The sequence below is a fragment of the Bradyrhizobium sp. CCBAU 53351 genome, from assembly GCF_015291745.1.
In the GTDB taxonomy this organism is placed as follows: Bacteria; Pseudomonadota; Alphaproteobacteria; order Rhizobiales; family Xanthobacteraceae; genus Bradyrhizobium.
The window spans coordinates 823,385-841,810 of sequence record NZ_CP030060.1 but is presented as its reverse complement, the minus strand read 5'-3'; the positions used below and the strand labels follow the sequence as shown (position 1 = coordinate 841,810).

13 protein-coding genes and 4 pseudogenes are annotated in these 18,426 nt (G+C 58.8%); 7 read left to right on the top strand and 10 right to left on the bottom strand.

From position 1 onward, the window contains the following. Nucleotides 1–299 precede the first annotated feature (299 nt). Nucleotides 300–1,841 carry an acyl-CoA synthetase gene (locus tag XH83_RS38835; protein ID WP_128929873.1) on the bottom strand — a complete coding sequence of 514 codons (1,542 nt, stop codon included), beginning with the start codon at nucleotides 1,839–1,841 and terminating at the stop codon, nucleotides 300–302. A 1,717-nt stretch (nucleotides 1,842–3,558) separates the two neighbouring features. Here XH83_RS38835 and XH83_RS38830 point away from each other — a divergent pair. The 4 genes and pseudogenes from XH83_RS38830 to XH83_RS38815 form a co-directional block, all read left to right on the top strand. Next, complete coding sequence (locus XH83_RS38830) at nucleotides 3,559–4,950, top strand: MATE family efflux transporter (RefSeq protein ID WP_128929874.1); 1,392 nt, start codon at nucleotides 3,559–3,561, stop codon at nucleotides 4,948–4,950. Between the two features lie 656 nt (nucleotides 4,951–5,606). Continuing rightward, the gene (locus tag XH83_RS38825) at nucleotides 5,607–5,765 is read left to right on the top strand and encodes a hypothetical protein (protein ID WP_164934297.1); all 159 of its coding nucleotides are present in this window, start codon (nucleotides 5,607–5,609) and stop codon (nucleotides 5,763–5,765) included. A gap of 461 nt (nucleotides 5,766–6,226) precedes the next feature. Further along, on the top strand, nucleotides 6,227–6,448 hold the full coding sequence (locus XH83_RS38820; protein WP_128929875.1) for a hypothetical protein: 222 nt from the start codon (nucleotides 6,227–6,229) through the stop codon (nucleotides 6,446–6,448). Between the two features lie 265 nt (nucleotides 6,449–6,713). Next, nucleotides 6,714–7,394 (top strand): annotated as a pseudogene (locus XH83_RS38815) (transposase); the annotation flags it as partial. A gap of 338 nt (nucleotides 7,395–7,732) precedes the next feature. Here the strand turns inward: XH83_RS38815 and XH83_RS38810 are convergent. Then, nucleotides 7,733–8,761: an IS110 family transposase gene (locus tag XH83_RS38810; RefSeq protein ID WP_128929876.1), complete on the bottom strand. Its 1,029-nt coding sequence runs from the start codon at nucleotides 8,759–8,761 to the stop codon at nucleotides 7,733–7,735. Nucleotides 8,762–8,889: 128 nt separating this feature from the next. Next, the gene (locus tag XH83_RS38805; RefSeq protein WP_128955123.1) at nucleotides 8,890–9,567 is read right to left on the bottom strand and encodes a hypothetical protein; all 678 of its coding nucleotides are present in this window, start codon (nucleotides 9,565–9,567) and stop codon (nucleotides 8,890–8,892) included. Between the two features lie 84 nt (nucleotides 9,568–9,651). Between XH83_RS38805 and XH83_RS40110 the strand changes: the two are divergent. Then, nucleotides 9,652–9,762 (top strand): annotated as a pseudogene (locus tag XH83_RS40110) (IS110 family transposase); the annotation flags it as partial. Between the two features lie 132 nt (nucleotides 9,763–9,894). Here XH83_RS40110 and XH83_RS38800 read toward each other — a convergent pair. The 7 genes and pseudogenes from XH83_RS38800 to tnpB all read right to left on the bottom strand — a co-directional run. Further along, nucleotides 9,895–9,997, bottom strand: a pseudogene (locus XH83_RS38800) (transposase); the annotation flags it as partial. A gap of 128 nt (nucleotides 9,998–10,125) precedes the next feature. Further along, a pseudogene (gene istB / locus XH83_RS38795) lies at nucleotides 10,126–10,936 on the bottom strand (IS21-like element helper ATPase IstB). After that, a complete protein-coding gene (gene istA, locus XH83_RS38790; protein WP_128955187.1) occupies nucleotides 10,933–12,405 on the bottom strand; it encodes an IS21 family transposase in 1,473 nt (490 codons plus the stop codon). The pseudogene istB and the gene istA overlap by 4 nt, the downstream one beginning before the upstream one ends. Nucleotides 12,406–12,686: 281 nt before the next feature. After that, entirely contained in the window at nucleotides 12,687–13,712 is a 1,026-nt protein-coding gene (locus XH83_RS38785) for an IS110 family transposase (RefSeq protein WP_164934317.1), read from the bottom strand. Between the two features lie 277 nt (nucleotides 13,713–13,989). After that, the gene (locus XH83_RS40105; protein ID WP_232995632.1) at nucleotides 13,990–14,223 is read right to left on the bottom strand and encodes an IS66 family transposase zinc-finger binding domain-containing protein; all 234 of its coding nucleotides are present in this window, start codon (nucleotides 14,221–14,223) and stop codon (nucleotides 13,990–13,992) included. Next, the gene (locus XH83_RS38780; protein ID WP_232995633.1) at nucleotides 14,220–14,621 is read right to left on the bottom strand and encodes a transposase; all 402 of its coding nucleotides are present in this window, start codon (nucleotides 14,619–14,621) and stop codon (nucleotides 14,220–14,222) included. Before XH83_RS38780 ends, XH83_RS40105 begins: the two co-directional genes overlap by 4 nt. 69 nt (nucleotides 14,622–14,690) lie before the next feature. Beyond that, nucleotides 14,691–14,957, bottom strand: a complete 267-nt coding sequence (gene tnpB, locus XH83_RS40585; protein WP_367401008.1) for an IS66 family insertion sequence element accessory protein TnpB — start codon at nucleotides 14,955–14,957, stop codon at nucleotides 14,691–14,693. Nucleotides 14,958–15,823: 866 nt separating this feature from the next. Here tnpB and XH83_RS38770 point away from each other — a divergent pair. Both XH83_RS38770 and ectB read left to right on the top strand, forming a co-directional pair. After that, on the top strand, nucleotides 15,824–16,549 hold the full coding sequence (locus XH83_RS38770) for an outer membrane protein (RefSeq protein ID WP_128955124.1): 726 nt from the start codon (nucleotides 15,824–15,826) through the stop codon (nucleotides 16,547–16,549). 445 nt (nucleotides 16,550–16,994) lie between these two features. After that, nucleotides 16,995–18,275, top strand: coding sequence for a diaminobutyrate--2-oxoglutarate transaminase (gene ectB / locus XH83_RS38765; RefSeq protein ID WP_128929879.1), 1,281 nt, complete (start codon nucleotides 16,995–16,997; stop codon nucleotides 18,273–18,275). The last annotated feature ends 151 nt before the right edge of the window (nucleotides 18,276–18,426 follow it).

Below are 18,426 nucleotides of genomic sequence, written 5' to 3'. Positions count from 1 at the left end.
CGCTTCCATTGGAGACTTCGACTTCTAAGTCTATCTGCCACCATCCTAGCACTACGACGTCGGTAAGTCGGAGTGGACACCTCATCGAACGGTAGACCCATCCAGCCGCTTCGTCGCGGCCACAGTCAGCGTAGAGAGGACCAATCAACCCTTCTGTCATCGCGCATCCCGAACTGACGACCTTGCGACAGAGGAGATCCATGACGGCAACCAATTGTAGCTAGCGACCCTCAAGCCGAGGGCCCACGGGCAGAACAGTGCCTTTTCAGATGCGGGGTTTTGTTCCGTCTCGAGTCCTCTCAAATCCTGCGTCCTGACTTCTCCCAATAAGGATCTTTCAGCAGCCTCTTGAATAACTTGCCAGACTCTTCACGCGGAAGGCTGGTCCGGATCTCGATTATTTTCGGAATCTTGTAGTCCGCCAACACCGTCTTCAACTTCTCGCGGATGTCATGGACTCTAAGCACCTCCCGTCGGCGCGGTTCGATCACCGCCATCAGTGCCTCGCCAAAGTCCGCGTCCGGAACGCCAAACACAGCACAGTCTTGAACGCCCGGTATCATATGGAGAGCCGCTTCGATCTCCGCGGGATAAATGTTGACACCGCCTGAGATTACAACCTCCCGTTTTCGGTCACAAAGAAATACATATCCATCAGCGTCGATATAACCGAGGTCACCGGAAGCAGTGAAACCGTCGTCATCGGCCTCGGCAGAGCTCCCAGGTCGATTGTGGTACTTGAACCGTGGGTACCATACGTTGCGTGAACAGATTTCTCCTATTTGTCCGGCCGACAATTCTCTTCCGTCTGCACCAATCACACGCAGCTGAACGTGCTCTAGCGGCTTGCCGACCGTTCCCGGCTTTGCAAGTGATTCTCGCGAACTCGCAAATGTTACCGCACCGGCCTCCGTCGAGCCGTAGAACTCGCATATAATGGGGCCCCACCAATTTATCATGGCATTCTTCACGATCGGGGGGCAGGGCGCAGCCCCGTGGACTACGTGTCGCAAGGACGCGAGATCATAGCTTCGTCGAATACTGTCGGGCAGCTGCAGAAGGCGAATAAACATAGTCGGCACCATCAAGATGGTGTCGATCCTCTCCGCCTCTATCAGCCGCAACAACTCTTCAGGCTCGAACCGCGGCATCAGCACAAGCGCACCACCGCGGCGGCTGAACCACATTCCAAATAAATTCGGCGCTGAATGATAAAGCGGGCCTGGGAGTAGCGCGCGAGTGCCAGATCCATAGACTATGGCTCGCATTTCCTCCAATCCGATCGCCTGCTCGCTGGTTGGTGGGCTACGACGCACGCCTTTAGGACAACCAGTCGTTCCTGAGGTGTAGATCATCGTCATCGGCTGCCGCGCGGGCGCTCCTGCAAAGAGCGGCTGATCCGCTATCCACTCTTCAAAATCCCGCGCGAAGTGCGGCACTTTGAGGCGCGTCCCTTCAATCTTGTACGCCTCTGCTACTTCGGGCGGCGTCGGAACGCTTAGAATTGGCAATCTGCTAGCGAGATCGGCATCCAACAAATGCAAGAGGTCCGCGTGGCCTATTAGCAAACGTGCTCCACAGTCGGCCAGAATGTACCCGATCTCCTGTCGCTTGAAATGCCAGTTTACAGGTACTGCAAGGGCTTCGGCTCTCATGATCCCATCGGTAACTTCGACGAATGCGATATCATTCCGCATTAAGATGCATACACTGTCCCCTTTCCCAATGCCGAAGCGCTTGAGCCCCCCAGCAACGCGAATTGCGCGATCTGAAACCTCAGAATGACGGCGGCGCCTCTTACCTGAGATAATACCCCGAAATCGTTTAGACGGCTGATACATCGCTCTTCCTTTAGTGGAGAAGGGCGACGTCGACGATCCGGCCGTTGGCTGGACATGCCCGAGACACGTGCCCTGCCTTGCCTCAGAGCAAAGCGCGTGCCGATTTCATACAAATTGGGACAGTGTAGAAACGCAAGAGACACCTCAGCTGCTCTGACAACTACTATGCTTTTTCTGACACTCGTGTTTGTCCGCCGCACGCGGGTACCTTTTCATCCGGCTTCACCACTCTGGAGCCCGCGTCGACATTATGGCAAGGCGCGTCGGCCCCCTTTTCCTGCAACACAAGCTCGCAATCGGAGAACTAAACTCAATCCCATTCGATGTGTTGGAATCGGCTTACTGACCGGCGACGACTTATCTGATGTCGGTCCACAGACTTGGTTGTCCCAATATCGCGATCATGATGATGATGGAGATCGACCTGAAGTCGCTGACGAGGGTCGAAATACAGTGCAGGCTAGCTGCGAACCCGGGTCGTGTTGGCTTTCTTGCAGAGGGCAGAACCAGAAGGAGACGACCACATGGACCTGAAGTCCGAAATGGGAGAAGTGGCGGCGCCCGATTCCCGCATCGAAGCCGGTGATCGCGCGAGGGAAACTGCCCCAAGACGACCAACCATCGGAGTTTTCGCGGCACGGTAAAGGCCAGCGGCGGCCGGTATCGACATGCACCGCATTCGCCGGCCTTCCGGCTCCCCGCGCCTCGGATCAGAGAGATTCAGGCTCGACCGATCCGTACGTCTTGATCGACATTCGCGATGCCGTCGGATTTTAGGGCTCCCCAAGGATCGTTTCGTGTGCGGACACACAGTAGTAGCCTCAAGTCATGCTTTGGGCCGCAGCGCGCCGATGTTGCCGATGCGTCCTGGCCACCCAGCCGCAAGGAGCCATGACTACAAGCTGCATGGCGCCAAATCGCTATTCACGTTTAACATTGCGAGGCAAACGCCGAACTGGCACTGCGAATAACCCGAAAGAAACACCTAGATACTACTCAGTAACTGGTTTCAAGTTATTATTACAGCCGCCTCAGGCTTTGAACCGCAGGAGGTCATGGCCCGAAGCTGACTTGAGGCTTTAATCGTTAGGTTGTTTGGACCACAAAGAGTTGACCGTGACACTCTGCGCGGCTGGTTGGATTGACCGCAAGTGCCAGCCCTGAGTGACCCAGCAGCCCCGCTCTTCCCAACGGGGACTGTCGCAGATGCGACAGCTGTCCGCCTCATGGCGCCTTCCCTTCGGCAAATTCACTCAGACTTTCATTGTGGCACAGGTTTTGAAAGGACTTGCTCATCTGCCGGGACGGTAGAAAACGCCCCAATGACAGAGCACTACCTTACGGCACTTCGGCGCATCCTACACTGCGCACTTAACCTCAAGACTAGCTGGACAGCGTTAGCGATACTTTCTTGGAGAGAGAGACGCACCAGCGCGCGGCGCTCACTATGGCGGCTTCCGTACGTTCATCATGTCTTCTTCCAAACCAACATGCACCTTAGCACGTTGATCGCGTTTTCGTTGTCAACGGACACAGGCTCGCTTGGGCCTACCAATGACGGCACTAGCATCGAACCGGGGCACCGTATCCTGAGGGCTGCGACGCACCTGGTTCTACCTTCTTTACAGAATCAACACCTTTTGCACTCGACGCCCAACATCGCGGGACCGTGGGCTCGAGGCGGGCAGGCGTCTTCACCGAGCACGAAATACACCAAATGAAGCAGCTTTCTGCCTTGCGTCGCAATCCAAGGACACGAACGGTTTTGAGTAGATTCGCTGTCGAGCTCCGTGCGACCGCGGTGTTGGCTTGGCCAATGGCACTGGCGCAGCTTGCTCAGGTCGCAATGATGGCGACGGATCTTGCCTTTGTTGGTCGTCTTGGGCCCCGGGAGCTCGCGGCCGCAGCATTGGCCACCACCCTGTATGTCATAAGCTTCACGTTCGGCGCCGGGTTACTGACGCCGATCGCACCTTTGACGGCACAATCTCTTGCCGGCAAGGGTGCGGCCGATGTGCCGCGTGCACTGCGCATGGGGCTTTGGCTGGCCCTGCTTTTCTCGTTGCCTATTATGGCTGTTTGTACGGCAGGCGAACAAGTTCTGCTCGCCCTCGGTCAGGAACATTGCGCAGCACGGCTATCTCAGCAGTACCTGCTTGGACTCGCGTGGGGCGTGACGCCAGCGCTGTGGTTTCAGGCCATTCGACATTTCATGGGCGCAGTGGGACGGCCGCAACCGATCTTCCGAATTACCCTGGCCGCTATCCCGGTCAACGCGGCCATTGTTTATCTTCTGGGCTTCGGAAAGCTCGGGCTGCCACCACTAGATCTTCTTGGCGTCGGCATTGCGACCGCCCTCGTAAATTGGGGCATGTTCGTAGCAGCTCTATGGCCCGCAATAGCTTGCCGCCCGTTCCGCGACTACCAGGTGCTTGCGCACCTGTGGCACTTCGACTGGCCGCTCCTACGAGCGATCATTTTGATCGGAGCGCCGATCTCGGTAGCAGTCATCATGCAATACGGCGTGTTCGCCGCCGCCGCACTCCTTGTAGGTAGGATCAGCCCGAGCGCGCTTGCCGCTCATCAGATTACGATGCAGATCGCCACAATCGCCTACACGGTGCCCTTCGGCATCAGCATGGCGGCCGCAGTGCGGGTCAGTCATGCGGTCGGGCACAATGACGCCTCCGGTATCAAGCGCGCAGGCCTGGCTGCGATCCTGCTCGGTGTTTTGGCCTCTGCGCTTGTGACGGTTGGGGTCATTGCGACGCGTTTTCGGATCGCCGCGTTTTTCTTAAACAAGTCACTGAACGACACGGACACGGCAATCGGACTGACGTCATCCCTCCTTATGGTTGCCTCAAGCTTTTTCGTAGCTGATGCAGCGCAGGTCATTGCGGGTGGCGGGCTCCGTGGGCTGAAAGACACGGCAAAACCGCTTCTGTTCGCAATCTTTGCGTACTGGCTAATCGGCTTCCCGGTCAGTTTCGCCTTGAGCTGGGTCTTTGGTGCAATTGGAGTCTGGATCGGGTTATCCGCCGGCGCAATTACCTATGCAGGTTTCCTCGTCACCCGTTTTCTGTTGCTGGCAAGTCGCTTTACTGTATAGGCCGCTCCTATGCCTCTTAAACCCAAGGAGAAGATTCCGTGCTCGCGCGTGCCTCCGGGGTGAACTTCATGTTCGGCCTTTAAGCAATGAAACGCTGACTGCAGCAGCATTTTTAGCGTTTCGACGGGAGATACTCTCATTACGAAGGCCGCCTTACGAATCGGAGGAGGCCGCCGGCCACGAAAACAGTCATACAAAAACGGGGTTGCACACCGTCCTCACCATGAGCTTACCATCGGGGCTCCCAGTGACTGAATACATCCGTCACAATCTGAGCCCCGATGGTAAGCTCACGGTGCGGGCGTCGAAACTAGCGGCCGGGATGACGCAGCCGGAACACCAGGACGAATTCCTGTGCGAAGTCCCGGAGGGTGCGAAGTTCGTATGGGATCAGTAAATCGAGGGTGTGAGTGACGCTCGATGTAGATGTGATCTGTACTGCGGCCATATTCCATAGCTCGTGTGGCAGCGAGCGAACGGGGCCTTCGTTCAGAACCGTCGCTCATATAAGAGCGCGTATTCCGCTTTTAAATGACAACGGGCAAATATCCCGGCCTCCTCGGTTGTTGATTTACTCAGCGCAGCGGCAGGGCGCTATTTTCGCGCCGTTGGCGCACGCGCAACAATAGTCCCCTTCCTACAAGGAAAGAGCGATCATGGCTAAAGTCCCTCCATTCCATTCGATCAAACCCTATTCAACGAATGTCTATCATGACAACGACAAGTGCACTGAAGGCAACAACATCGAATGGCAGTATCGCCTTCTGGCGCAGCCGGTCGGCCCCGTTGCGAGCCACTGCATCCGGCTTGCCTGACTTCAACGGTGGTCGTGGTGTACGGCGCAAGCAGTCCCACGCTTCGTGATTATCCAATGCGGCACCGAACAACCTTGTTGGGGAGCACGTCCGCTTCCATCACCATCGGAAGCAATATTCGCGCTTTGGCGGCCTTCTTTCCGGCGATAGTTAGCGCAAAACGCCGACAAGTCGCATCCGATATGGATTCTAGCCTGCCCGAGCCGCCCCTGTCTTCAAAGGCTCGGGTCCTGTCGCAAACGCAACACTATAGCGACCGTATCGCACCACGCTCCTCGGCGGCAGGTATTCTAATAAGTTGGGCAGTTCCGAGGTCTGTTTGGGCGAGCTACGAGATCGGTTTGCCCTTAGCAAGTCGGCACATGCAAGACAACTGTGGGTCCACGCTGCTTCAGGCCAGCCTTTGGCAAGGATTTCGCAGGAGATCCCAGCAGATATTGCCGGATTCGCCAAGAGAGCCGATGCCCATCAATGATGAATTGGCTGCCATGCGTAGTCATCGTAACCGCATTCACCGCTACAGCCAGCTCCTGGAACGCGAGCTGCCAGAGCACGATCGCAGCTATTTGGAAGGACGCTTGTCTGAAGAATGCCGCGCGCTTAGACGCCTGACAGACGCCGTTTTTCCCATCGCGCTTGGACTCCCGCGCAGAATTACTCTTTCCGTACGGTCAGCCGAGTAGAGTAGGCGGCTAGCACGTGGCTAAAATCCAGGTCACGCTGCCCGACTGTGCCATACCGTAAACCCAACGGCTCGCCACTCGTAAGCTAGTCCCCCGTGAAGTAACGCGAACAGCCTGAAGTTACGGGCTAGTTCGAGGAATGCCGGCGATTGATTTTGCCGGCAATCGCGATGGCGAGGCCGATTTCCTTGCAAGATCGAATGAGGTATTCCGTCGAATTCAATCGTGATCCTCTGCTCGTCGGAGTGCATGAGCGGAGGTTTTGATGCGGCCACGGGAGCGGCGCGAGACCGGCGAGCAGGATCTGTTTCGCTCCCTGCTCGATCAGATCATCGATAGAAAGCATTCGCTGGCGACGCTGGCGCGCACGGTGGATTGGGGCTTCCTGGAGCAGGCGTTCGGAATGGTCTACACGGACGGTCCTAGCCAGTCGCCGCTGCCGACGCGCTTGATCGCAGGGCTCGGGATCCTTAAGCACACCTATGACCTGTCCGACGAGGTCCTGTGCGAGCGCTGGGTGGAGAACCCCTATTACCAGTTCTTCTGCGGCGAGGAGTTCTTCCAGCACCGGCTACTGGTGTTCGATCACTCGTCGTTGAGGCGCTAGCGCAACCGTATGGGCGAGGAGCGGCTTCAGGCCCTGCTAAGAGAGCCTGTCGGTTGCCGTCAGGACCAAGGCGATCGAACCGTCGGAGTTCTCCCGGGTGATGGTCGACACGACGGTGCAGCCCAAGAATGTGATGTTTCGGACTGATGCCAAGCTTCTGAACCGAGCGCGCGAGAAGCTGGTGCGGCTGGCGCAGCTCACCCGGGTGCGTTTACTCCAGTCCTATGCGAGGGTGGGCAAGTTCGCCCAGATAAAACATTAGCGCTACGCCCATGCCAAGCGGTTCAAGCGTGCCAGGCGGGCGCTGAGACGATGCGTACCTATTTCGGCCGGGTAATGTGTCATTGTCAAGCTCACATTTTTGAACTCTCCAACGGCAAGGTGGTAGCGCTCGTGCCGTCGCAGCTGGTCAGGGTTGCGGAGACGGCACGGGCGCGGGTGATACATGGTTTGCCGGCCAGGCTTGGGATCGCTCGGACCGGTTGACGTCGTCGCTGGGGTCATGGTCCTTTCCGAGGTCGCGCAGCGCCTCATGATGATGTCCGGGTCGGGTGCCTCAACGTCTGCAGCGGAGTACGGTCAAGCCGCCACCAGCCGAATGAACGAGGTCGCCACAACACCGTCCCAGCTGGACATCGCCAGTCCGGCGGACCGGACCAGGAACTTCACAAATCGGATCAGGCTTCCTTCGCCTGGCCCCAGTCGAACGATGTGCCGTCTACCCAGATACAGTGAAGAACTAGGGCGATCTTCCGCGCGATAGCAACCTTTGCCTTTCTCATGCCAATCCGCTTGGCAAGCTTCATTCCCCAAGCCTTGAGAGAAGACCATTTCTTCGTCCGATAAAGCAGAACTGTCGCCGCTTCGAACAGGTAAGTTCGGAGAAGACGGTCGCCCCATCGGGATATCTTGCCATTGATATCCGTTTCGCCAGACTGACTGCGCCGCGGTGTAAGACCCAGATAGGCGCCGACGCTCGATGCTGATCGGAATCGCGATGGGTCATCGATCGTATGCCGGAACGTCAAGGCAGTCACCACACCAACACCAGGAACCGTCATTAAGCGACGCGTCGTCTCATCCGACCTCGCAAGCTGTCGGACTTCATCGTCGAACTTGCTTTGCTGCTTGCAGATCTGCTCATGGATCGACAGAAGCGGCGCGATCACACCGAGGAGCTGATGACCGTCAGCCAACAGGTCACGGACCAGATTGCGGAACTGCAGGCCTATCGCGCGTGGAAACAGCAGCCCGGATTCTTTGATCAGGCTGCGGACCTGGTTTTCGATATCTCGACGAATGGCCACGAGCCGGGATCTCGCGACGAGTATCGCGCGAATCTTCTGACTTTCCTCGCTCTTGACTTTGACTTCTCGATACCAGCCAACTCGCACCAGTTCGGCCAGACCTCGAGCATCATTCTGATCGCTCTTGTTCATGCGTACCGACAAGGCCGCGTGGGCATGCCGAGCGTCGATGCAAACCACCGGAAGATCGACCCTGCGAAGTTCATGCCACAGCCAACTCGCCATCGCGCCGGTCTCAAAGCCGATGCGCTCCGCCTGTGGCGCCCGCTTGCGAAGCAGTGCCGTGAGCGCCCCCGGGTCGGACTTGGCCTTCCCCTCGAACAAGACCTCGCCCTCTTCATTGACCACGCACATCGAAGTTTCTTTTTGCGATACATCGAGTCCGACATATTGCTTCATGACAGGTTCTCCGAATCGGTTGATTGCGAGAGCTCGATTCTAATGGAGCTTTTCGTGCCCACGAGCGCTGACCGCAATTACGTCATCGTTTGCAATATTGACCCCCCGTATTGCCTCACCTGAGGATGTTACTTTCGCTTGACGGATGTAGACCCCACTGTCAGCCGGTCCGAGGTTGCGTCATTGCTCGCAGGATCGGAGGGACTGGGGGACGTCGCGGAATGCCCATCACACGCAGCGGCGGCCCCAGTCCCGGGATCACCGGCCAGTGCCGCACCCTCAGCCGTGCGCGGGATGATCGTCTCGGCTGCTTTGCGTCTGAGCGATCGCAACAATCGCTGCACGATGGTGTGCTGCGGCGGACCGAATTGTTCGGGGCGTTGTTCAGCGAGGCGACCGAGAATTGCCAGCGCGGTTAGACGGGGCTCGGCCGCCAGCCAGCGCTCGATGTCGGCGAGGTGCGGATCGAGCATTGATGGCATTCTCATGCGCTTTTTGTATGGCTTGTGCAGACGCCGATGGATGATGCGCTGCTCCCCCAAATGCACATCATTGCCGAGCCTCTTCGCGAACGCTGCTGCGTTCGTTGTCGGTACCGGTGGGCTGGCTGCTGCCACGAGCTTGCCCGCTCGGGCGTCGACGCGCGTGCCGAGCTCCGCCTGGGCGTCTCTCATCTCGGCCAGCAGGGCCACAGGATCGAGCGTGCGATAAAGCTCTCGAAGACGCCGTTTGACGACCTTGCTCAACCTCGGATGCGCCAGTGCGCGTTCATAGGGCGTGGCTGGAACATGATAGCGCTTGATCACTTTGGCGCCCTCGCGTCGCTTGTCCTTCAGCTTGGGGAATGTCCGAAGTTTTGTGTAAGCGATCGACGACGGCAATCAGGATAGAAGGCAAAGGTAGCCGTTGCCCGGAAGATCGCCGTAATCCTGCACTGTATCTGGGTCGACGGCACATCGTTCGACTGGGCCAGGCGAAGGAGGCCTAACCCTATTTTTTAAGTTCCTGGTCCGGCCTGCCGGACTGGCGATGTCCGCTGGGACGGTGGTCGTGGCGACGGCTCCAGCATCTGCTGGTGGGCTTCGATCGGAATGCTGCTGTATGTTGGAGGGCTCTCGAAAAGATCCCCCTGACGACGCAGTTGCCCAGTGTCGCCCGATCAAGCCGCAGGCCCTGGCGCGCATAGATCTCGGACTGGCGGTAGAACGGCGTATGGTCGCCAAACTTGGAGACGATGTAGCGCGGCAATCTGGGTAGGAGGTGCGCGGCGATCAGGATGGCGAGGCAGTGTCGCGGCCTGATGATGATTGCCGCGATGATTGTCGCGCGCAAGAGTTTTGTTGAACTCTGATTGTCGCGCAGCGTCAATCAGCGACGGTTTTAGGTGTCGCGTGCGATGGCGGCCGTCCTGGACCGCGTTTTCGTTCGAGGGCGGTCCGTCTGCGATAGCTCTCGACGTTCATCTCGACGATGGTTGCGTGGTGAACGAGGCGATCGATAGGCGAGGGTCATGGCGGGATCCGGGAAGACCCTGTTCCATTCGCCGAATGGCTGATTGGCGGTGATCAGCATCGAGCGGCGCTCGTAGCGTGCACTGATGAGCTCGAACAGCACGCTGGTCTCGGCCTGATCCTTGGTGACGTAAGCGAGATCATCAAGGATCAGGAGATCGAAGCGATCGAGACGATTGATGGCCGCCTCGAGGGTGAGCTCGCGTCGCGCCAGCTGGAGCTTCTGCACGAGATCGGTGGTGCGGGTGAAGAGGACGCGCCATCCGTTCTCGATGAGGGCCAGGCCAATCGCTGCCGCCAAGTGGCTCTTTCCGCCGCCGGGCGGGCCGAACAACAGCAAATTGGCGCCCTTGCCCAGCCAGCTGTCACCGGCGGCGAGCGCCATCACTTGCGCCTTCGAGATCATCGGCACGGCTTCGAAGTCGAAGCTATCGAAGGTCTTTCCGGCGGGCAAACGTGCTTCGACAAGGTGTCGTTCGATCCGACGGCGTCCGCGTTCGGCGATCTCGTGCTCGGCGATGGTCGCGAGGAAGCGGCCGGCCGGCCAGCCTTCCTTGTCGGACTGTTCGGCAAATTGCGCCCACAGCACCTTGATGGCAGGCAGACGGAGCTCATTGAGCAACAGATTGAGGCGCGCGGCATCAACCGTGTTCGTTACGCTCATGCGGCACCTCCGGTCTCGGCGGTACCGATGAGGCATTTGTAGGTCGCAAGCGGCACGAGCTGCACCACGACGTTCGGCAGGTTGGCGGGATCGGGGGCGAAGTGAGCACCTAGCCGGTTGAGGTCGGGCAGTCGGCCGGCCTCGAGGTCGGCGGTGAGCTGACCGGCGAGTTCGGTCTCGCAGCCGCGTTCATGAGCGAGCGCGAGGAGATCGACCATGATCCGGCAGGCTTTTTTGTCCGGCAAGCGTTCGCGCAACCGATCGAAGGTCTTCCGATAGGCATCGCGCGGGAACAGCCGATCTCGGTAGACCAGATTGAGAAGCGCCATCGGCTTGCGCCGCAGGGAATGGATCACGTGCCGATAATCGACGACCTGGTCGTACTTGCCATTGGGATGCGGCCGCCCACGCGGCAGGGTGACGAGATGGGTGCCGCCGACGAACACGTCGAGACGATCATCGTAAAGGCGCACCCGCAGCCGGTGACCGATCAGGCGCGATGGCACCGTGTAGAACACCTTGCGCAGGGTGAAGCCGCCGGACGATGTCACGCGGACGATCACCTCTTCGTAGTCGGAGGTGCGGCGATCGGGCAGCTCCTGCAACACCATGCGCTCGCTATCGATCCGCTTGGCGTTGCGGGCATTGCGGCGGCTGACGATCTCGTCGATGAAGCCGCGATAGGTGGCAAGATCGTCGAAGTCGACAGTTCCGCGCAGCAGCAAGGCGTCCGCGATTGCTCGCTTGAGATGACCGTGGGGCCCTTCGATCGAGCCATTCTCGTGGGCGACGCCTCGATTGTTGCGGGAAGGCCTCATGCCGTAGTGGGCACAAAGGGCCTCGTATCGCTGCGTCAGATCGTCCCGTGCATCACGATCGAGATTGCAGAATGCGGCCGACAGACTGTCGGTCCGATGCTCCCGCGGCGCCCCACCGAGCGACCAGAGGGCATTCTGCAGGCCTTCGGCCAAGGCAACGAAGCTCTCACCGCCAAGCACGACGTGGGCGTGCTCGAACCCGCAATAGGCCAAACGGAAGTGACAGAGACGATGATCGAGCGGGACCCCCGCGATCGTCACACCCAACTCGCCCATGTCTGTGAAGTCGGAGAGCCCTAGTTGGCCAGGCTCGTGGGTTTGGCGGAAGATCACCTGCTGCTCCTCGCCGTGGATCGCCCGCCAGGCACGGATACGGCGTTCCAGGGTACGACGGATACCGCTGCCGAGATCCGGATGACGTCGGAGCATCTCCTTGAACACCGCCACCGGGCGTAAGCCAGGGGCCGCCTTCAGGATCGGGACGATCTCGGTCTCGAACACCTCGCTCAACGGGTCCGGTCGTCGCCGGCCGCGGGGCGCCTTCCTTTGCGATGGAAGTCGGGGGTCTCTCTCGATCCGATAGGCGGTCGACGTACTGAATGACGCCTTGGCCGCCGCCACTGGCGGGCTATCGGTCTGACGGTACTTCATGTAGAGCCTTCTGTGGTTGCCGCCCGCAATGCAAGAAGTTTCTGACCCTTTGGCGTGTGATCGAGTGCGGTCTTCTGTCAGGCCTTCCTTTACGGCATTTTCAGAAGCCGCTGGCCGGTATGGTGATCCGCGGACCAGGTCCAATTCTCATCTCCGAGCACGTCGGCTCTTTGGCTCTAGCTGGTTTCCTGATCCAGATCTGTTCGATCGTTGCGCCCATTCGGGTCGTCGCCTTCTCACACCCCCTTCGCCAACGTCAGGCTATTTCGTGCTGCATGCAGTCATGCCGTCACTGCCTGCGCTGGGTTCCGATAATCCTCCTTCCGGGTGAGCATGGCCCAAATCGTCCGAGCCATCTTGTTCGCCAAGGCGATCGCCACAAGCATGCGCGGCTTCCTCGCCAGCATCTGCGCCAGCCAGGATCCGCTAGGGATCGACTTGCGCCCGAGCCAGTTCAGCCGCGACATCGCCCCAACGATGAGCAACTGGCGAATGTCCGCCTGTCCTTCCTTCGAAACGCGTCCGAGCCTTTCCTTTCCCCCTGAGGAATGTTGCCGTGGGACCAAGCCGAGCCAAGCCGCGAAGTCTCGGCCACGTCGAAAGGCCGCCATGTCGGGCGCGAAAGCCTCGATCGCGAGTGCGGTCAGCGGGCCGACCCCCGGCATTGTCTGCAGCCGCTGCGCCGTGACCGTCCGCGTCGCCAACTTCTTGAGCTGCTCTGCCTTGGCATCGATCCGCTCCGTCTTGTAGGCGATCTGATCAATGAGACTCCGACATTCCTCGCGGACCAGTTCTGGTAGATCGCTGTTCGGATCTTCGAGGATTGCGTCAATGCGTTTAAGTTGTTCGATTCCTTGCGGGATGATATGGCCGAATTCGTAGAGAACAGAACGCAGCGCATTCACCAGATCGGTGCGCTGATGAACAAGGCGCTTCCGAGCCCGAAAGAGCACTGCCCTGGCCTGCTGTTCTTCCGATTTCGGCTCGACGAAGCGCATCTCGGGGCGCTGTGCCGCGATCACGATTGCTTCGGCATCAGCCGCGTCGTTCTTTTGGCGTTTCACAAAAGGCTTCACATATTGCGGAGCGATCAGTTTCACTTCATGGCCGAGCTTGACCATCTCCCGTGCCCAATAGTGGGCGCTGCCACAGGCTTCCATCACCACCACTGCCGATGGGTGGCCCGCCATGAACTTCCGAAACTGAAGCCGCGACAGTTTCTTTCGAAATTTCAAGTGTCCCGCCATTGACGCCCCGTGGAGCTGAAACACATTCTTGGCTAGATCCACTCCGATCACCGTATCCATCAATTTGCCGTCCTCTTCGCTTCGGGGTTCAAACACTGCGTTCTTGGCACATTACGATGCCGTCTGGGGAGGGCGGCAACCATCCCATCTCATCTGGTGATCTGTGATGTGTCGGCCGGGCACGCGAGTGATTCCTCTTGGCGGAAGAACCACTTGCATAATCCCGACCGGCCGCGATCACCAGTCGGCGCGGTCCTCCTAGGGATCGCGCCGACGCTGGGCTCGTAACTCCGGTCGGGCTACGCCCTCCCTACGTCACGAGCCCAGCGAAACTCTCTCACCTTGATTGACGCTGCCTTCCATCCTGATCGCCGCGCGACAAGACGATCACGTGCGCAATGGCCGCTTCGGTCGGCGGCCCGCTGAGTACGACGTGCTCCGGCGCATGCGCCTGCACGACAGTGCCGGAGTAGCGGCGGCAGATGTATTTCGGGCGGCGTGTGACCAGCACGCGCCATTGCGCCGGGATCACGTCAAGGCGCTTGCTGACGTCCTCGCCGATCTTCGTCATGGTCCGCAACCGCACGGGCAGAGCGTGCTCGCAGGCTCGATGATCCGTTCCACGCGCGGCAAATGGGCAGGCAAGCAGCCGCGATTGCGATGAGAACCTTGATCCGGTACGCTCCGCGATCGGCCCTTGATCACAGCCTCGGCTCTCTCCTGCGCCGCGTCCAGGATGCCTTGCGCGATCTCCACGTCTTCCAACGGTAAATGATACTGATCTGGCCGCAGCTTCTCGGATTTCGCGCCGAACCTGTCGCGCCGCAATTCGCCGAGGATGACCTCCAGCCGACGCTGCGCTTCCTCCGACGCCGCCAGCGCCCCCTGATGCTCGCTCAAGGCCGCCCGCGTTTGCGCCAAAAGGGCTTTCAGTTGTTCATTTTCGTCGCGCAGCGCCGCGATGCTCATGCGCTATTTCGAGCACATCGCCGCCGCGCGTGCCACGCTCAAAATAGCTGCCGAGTCATTCTGCCGCAGTTATCCCGCCGCCTGGGGGCGCCGTGCTTCTTCCGGGCGGACCAACCTCCAATCCAGCCCCTCGAACAGTGCCGCGAACATCGCCGGTGATATCCGCATCACGCCGTCTGCGATCGTTGGCCAAACGAACTTGCAACCTTCAAGACGCTTGTGCACCAACACCAGGCCCGTTCGATCCCAGACAAAAGTCTTGATCCGGTCCGCTCGTTTCGATCGGAACGCGAAGGCGCCTCCGCTGAATGGATCAAGACGAAGTATCTCCTGCACTTCGCCGTAAGCCCATCGTGGCGACAGTGGAAGTCGATCGGCCGGTTGCAATGTAACTCTTATCAGCAGCGGCCGCGATCATCGTGACGCTCGCACCTTGCGGATCACCCCGGACAGCTGCTCGCCATCTGTCGCCGTATCCGTCTGCAACACGACATCGTCGATTGCGGCGTCTCAAGCTTGATCGCGGAACTTGACACTCCTCCGACGCATCTCCCACGATCAGCGGCGCGAATGTCGGATGCGACTCGGATAAGTCGCCGAGAGTCTGTTATCCCGTGTCGCGGTGGCCGAGGGGCGCGCAAGCACGGAGCGACGCGCTAGCAGATCTACGATTGGCGACGGCAGTTTCGGGAGCGAGGCGTGTTGCCGCCGTGCGAGGCGGCTCTCAGCCTCCGAACGCACGCGGCGCCCCGAAGGTCCTCCAAGAACCTCCAGCCGGCTCACCGACCTCGCCGATGAGACGTCCAAATGGACATCCTTTTTGCCGTCTAATCCCATCTAAACCTCGATCCAAGCCGGACGCTTCTTCGCACAGCTATCCGCTCTCGCTAAGCGCTTACGCGCTCTCGTTCCGCATTCAACAAAAGCCTATAACGGCGTATACATCCGGGCCGCAGCCGGCACGCACTGTCAGCTATCATTTGCTACACGAGCCAACACGCAACATCGAGCGCCGCAGGCGCCTTCGTTCGCCTCGAATTCCGACGCCTGCGCGCCATGCTCGCACTATCTCTTCACAACCTGACACTACGTCAGGTTCGGCTCTGCTATCGTCGAGCTCTGTTGCACTTCAGGTACAGCAATTCGCGTAAGCGCTGATACAACGGCCACACTGGGGGCCATTAAAGAGAGTAACAACCGAAATGAAAAAGCAGTCACTCGTTTGCGCGAGCATTCTTGCGATGGCCGCTGCGACGTCCGCGTCTGCCGCAGATCTCGCCGCGCGTCCCGCATTTCCGAATACGCCGACGCCCAGCCCGGCTGTCATCGCGCTCTACGACTGGAGCGGCTTCTATGCCGGCGTCAATGGCGGCTGGGGCTCGAGCCATAACTCCTGGGATTTTCTCGGCTCTATCCCCGAGGGCTCTCACGACGCAACCGGCGGCACAGTAGGGGGCCAGATTGGATATCGTTGGCAATTCGGCAATACCGTGCTCGGACTCGAAGGGCTGGGCAACTGGGCCGATCTCAGCGGCTCAAACGTTAGCATTGCCAACCCGGGCACCACCAATCACACAAACATCGACGGTTTCGGCTTGCTGACCGGCCAGATTGGCTATTCGGCCGGCAACGTACTGCTCTACGCCAAAGCGGGCGCGGCTGTGGTAGGGAGCACTTATCGGATCACTAATTCGGCTGGCTTTCTGGGCGACGCGGATACCACACGTTGGGGAGGTACGGCCGGTGCCGGTCTTGAGATTAGCCTAACACCGAACTGGTCAGCTGGCATCGAGTACGACCACGTGTTCATGCCGGCTAGTGACGTTAGCTTCGCAACAGGACTAGGAAACGACCGCATTCGTCAGGACTTTGATCTCGTCACCGCCCGCCTCAACTACAAGTTTGGCTGGCCACTCGCGAGCAAATAAGGATCTCAGTTTCTCAATCAATGATCGAGGGCCCCGGCGCCTGCCGGGGCTCTTTGTCCAGGGTCATCGTCCTGTATCGCCGTCGGCCTTTCAATAGGTGTTATCAGCTCTCTTGATCCATGAGGGCTGCGTATAATTAGGCTCGCTTCGCCCGGCGATCACGGTCTGGCCTCCGACGAGTCCCTATATCGCCGCCTCAAGCTCGATGTTGGAAGCTTGATATTGCCACGGCGAGCCGTCCGGCATCGGCAACAGTGCGCATGCCAGCCGTATTCAAGCCGCGCTTAGTGAATGGCCTCCTGACCAAACCGCAACAGCGTCGCACCGGCTCGACGATTCTCCCTCGCTCGACGAGGGACTACCAACGCTGAGAGGTTTAATATTCCGCATGGTGGAGTATGTCACGTGCACCAGCCATATTCATGGACAAAGTGAAGGTGCGATCATGAATAACTCTGCCGACCCCTCACGTACTCTTCGAACGTTAGAAACGTTGGAATCCAACGTTCGCCTGTACTCGCGTCTCTTCCCAGCGTGCTTTAGTCATGCGCGCGGGCCCTTTCTGCTAAGCGAGACGGGCGAACGGTTCATCGACTTCTTTTCCGGGGCTGGAGCGCTCAATTACGGCCACAACAATCATCAGCTAAAGGCAGCTATTACAGAATATCTGGGATCTGATGCTGTCGTTCACGGCCTCGATATGGCCACTCCGGCCAAGGTCGACTTTATGGAGACTTTCAACTCAGTTATTCTTCGTGAGCGGGGCTTGGATTATCGATTTCAATTTACTGGACCTACAGGTGCCAATGGCGTTGAGGCGGCATTGAAGCTGGCGCGTAAAGTAACCGGGCGCCACAACATCATTTCATTCACACGTGGTTATCATGGCCTCAGTCTCGGCGCCGCGGCTGCGACCAGCAGTCGCTTTCTTCGCGAAGCCAGTGGAGTCCCCCTGTCCGGCGTCACGATAATGCCCTATGATGGTTATCTTGGAGATGAGATTGATACGGCGGAGCACCTGCGGAACATATTGCTGGACTCTAGCAGCGGCATCGATGCGCCAGCCGCCATTCTCCTTGAAACAGTACAGGGGGAGGGCGGCATCAACGTCGCTCAAAAGGAATGGCTACGATCCGTACAAGCCCTAGCGGCAGAGATTGGAGCCATATTTATCGTCGACGATATTCAGATGGGTTGCGGCCGTACTGGCGATTTCTTCAGCTTTGAGTTCGCCGAGTTGTCACCAGATGTCGTAATATTGTCGAAGTCCTTAAGTGGATATGGTCTGCCGTTATCCATGTTGTTGATCAAAGAGGCAATTGATATATGGGAACCGGGAGAGCACACGGGCACCTTTCGAGGAAATAACCTAGCGCTTGTCTCTGCAACTGCAGCTTTGAATATCTACTGGCGCACTGAGATCTTTTCGCAAAGCATTTATCGACTGGGAACGCTGATGCGTCACCGGCTTAATGCTATTGCGCGCGCGCATGGAGACCACTTCACTGTCCGCGGCCGCGGAATGGCGCTCGGCTTTGATTGCCGAAATACTCACCTCGCTGAGACTGCAGCACGCAAGGCGTACGATAGGGGCCTCATCATTGAACGATGCGGCCCGGCGGACGAGGTCATCAAATTCTTTCCTCCGCTAACGATCGACCCGGAGACGCTGACTAAGGGTTTGGACATCTTTGAAGATAGCTTAGCGGAAGCAGCCCCGCTCTGACATGACATCTGCATCGGGCCTCGCTGCCTCGGCGAGGCCTCACGCCAGACGCTTGATCACCGCGGCAGGCTAGCACCTGTTCCGCATCTCGCTGGTGCTACACTTCGAGTACCACGACCGTCTAACTCTTGTTTCTCCCTGAACATGTTCC

Coding starts and splice junctions, on each gene's coding strand:
- XH83_RS38785 (WP_164934317.1), bottom strand. CDS start 13,712: ATGGATACGGTGATCGGAGTGGATCTAGCCAAGAATGTGTTTCAGCTC.
- XH83_RS38810 (WP_128929876.1), bottom strand. CDS start 8,761: ATGAAGCAATATGTCGGACTCGATGTATCGCAAAAAGAAACTTCGATG.
- XH83_RS38780 (WP_232995633.1), bottom strand. CDS start 14,621: ATGAGCATCGCGGCGCTGCGCGACGAAAATGAACAACTGAAAGCCCTT.
- ectB (WP_128929879.1), top strand. CDS start 16,995: ATGAATAACTCTGCCGACCCCTCACGTACTCTTCGAACGTTAGAAACG.
- XH83_RS38820 (WP_128929875.1), top strand. CDS start 6,227: ATGCCCATCAATGATGAATTGGCTGCCATGCGTAGTCATCGTAACCGC.
- XH83_RS38770 (WP_128955124.1), top strand. CDS start 15,824: ATGAAAAAGCAGTCACTCGTTTGCGCGAGCATTCTTGCGATGGCCGCT.
- XH83_RS40105 (WP_232995632.1), bottom strand. CDS start 14,223: ATGACGAAGATCGGCGAGGACGTCAGCAAGCGCCTTGACGTGATCCCG.
- istA (WP_128955187.1), bottom strand. CDS start 12,405: ATGAAGTACCGTCAGACCGATAGCCCGCCAGTGGCGGCGGCCAAGGCG.
- XH83_RS38835 (WP_128929873.1), bottom strand. CDS start 1,841: ATGTATCAGCCGTCTAAACGATTTCGGGGTATTATCTCAGGTAAGAGG.
- XH83_RS38825 (WP_164934297.1), top strand. CDS start 5,607: ATGGCTAAAGTCCCTCCATTCCATTCGATCAAACCCTATTCAACGAAT.
- XH83_RS38830 (WP_128929874.1), top strand. CDS start 3,559: ATGAAGCAGCTTTCTGCCTTGCGTCGCAATCCAAGGACACGAACGGTT.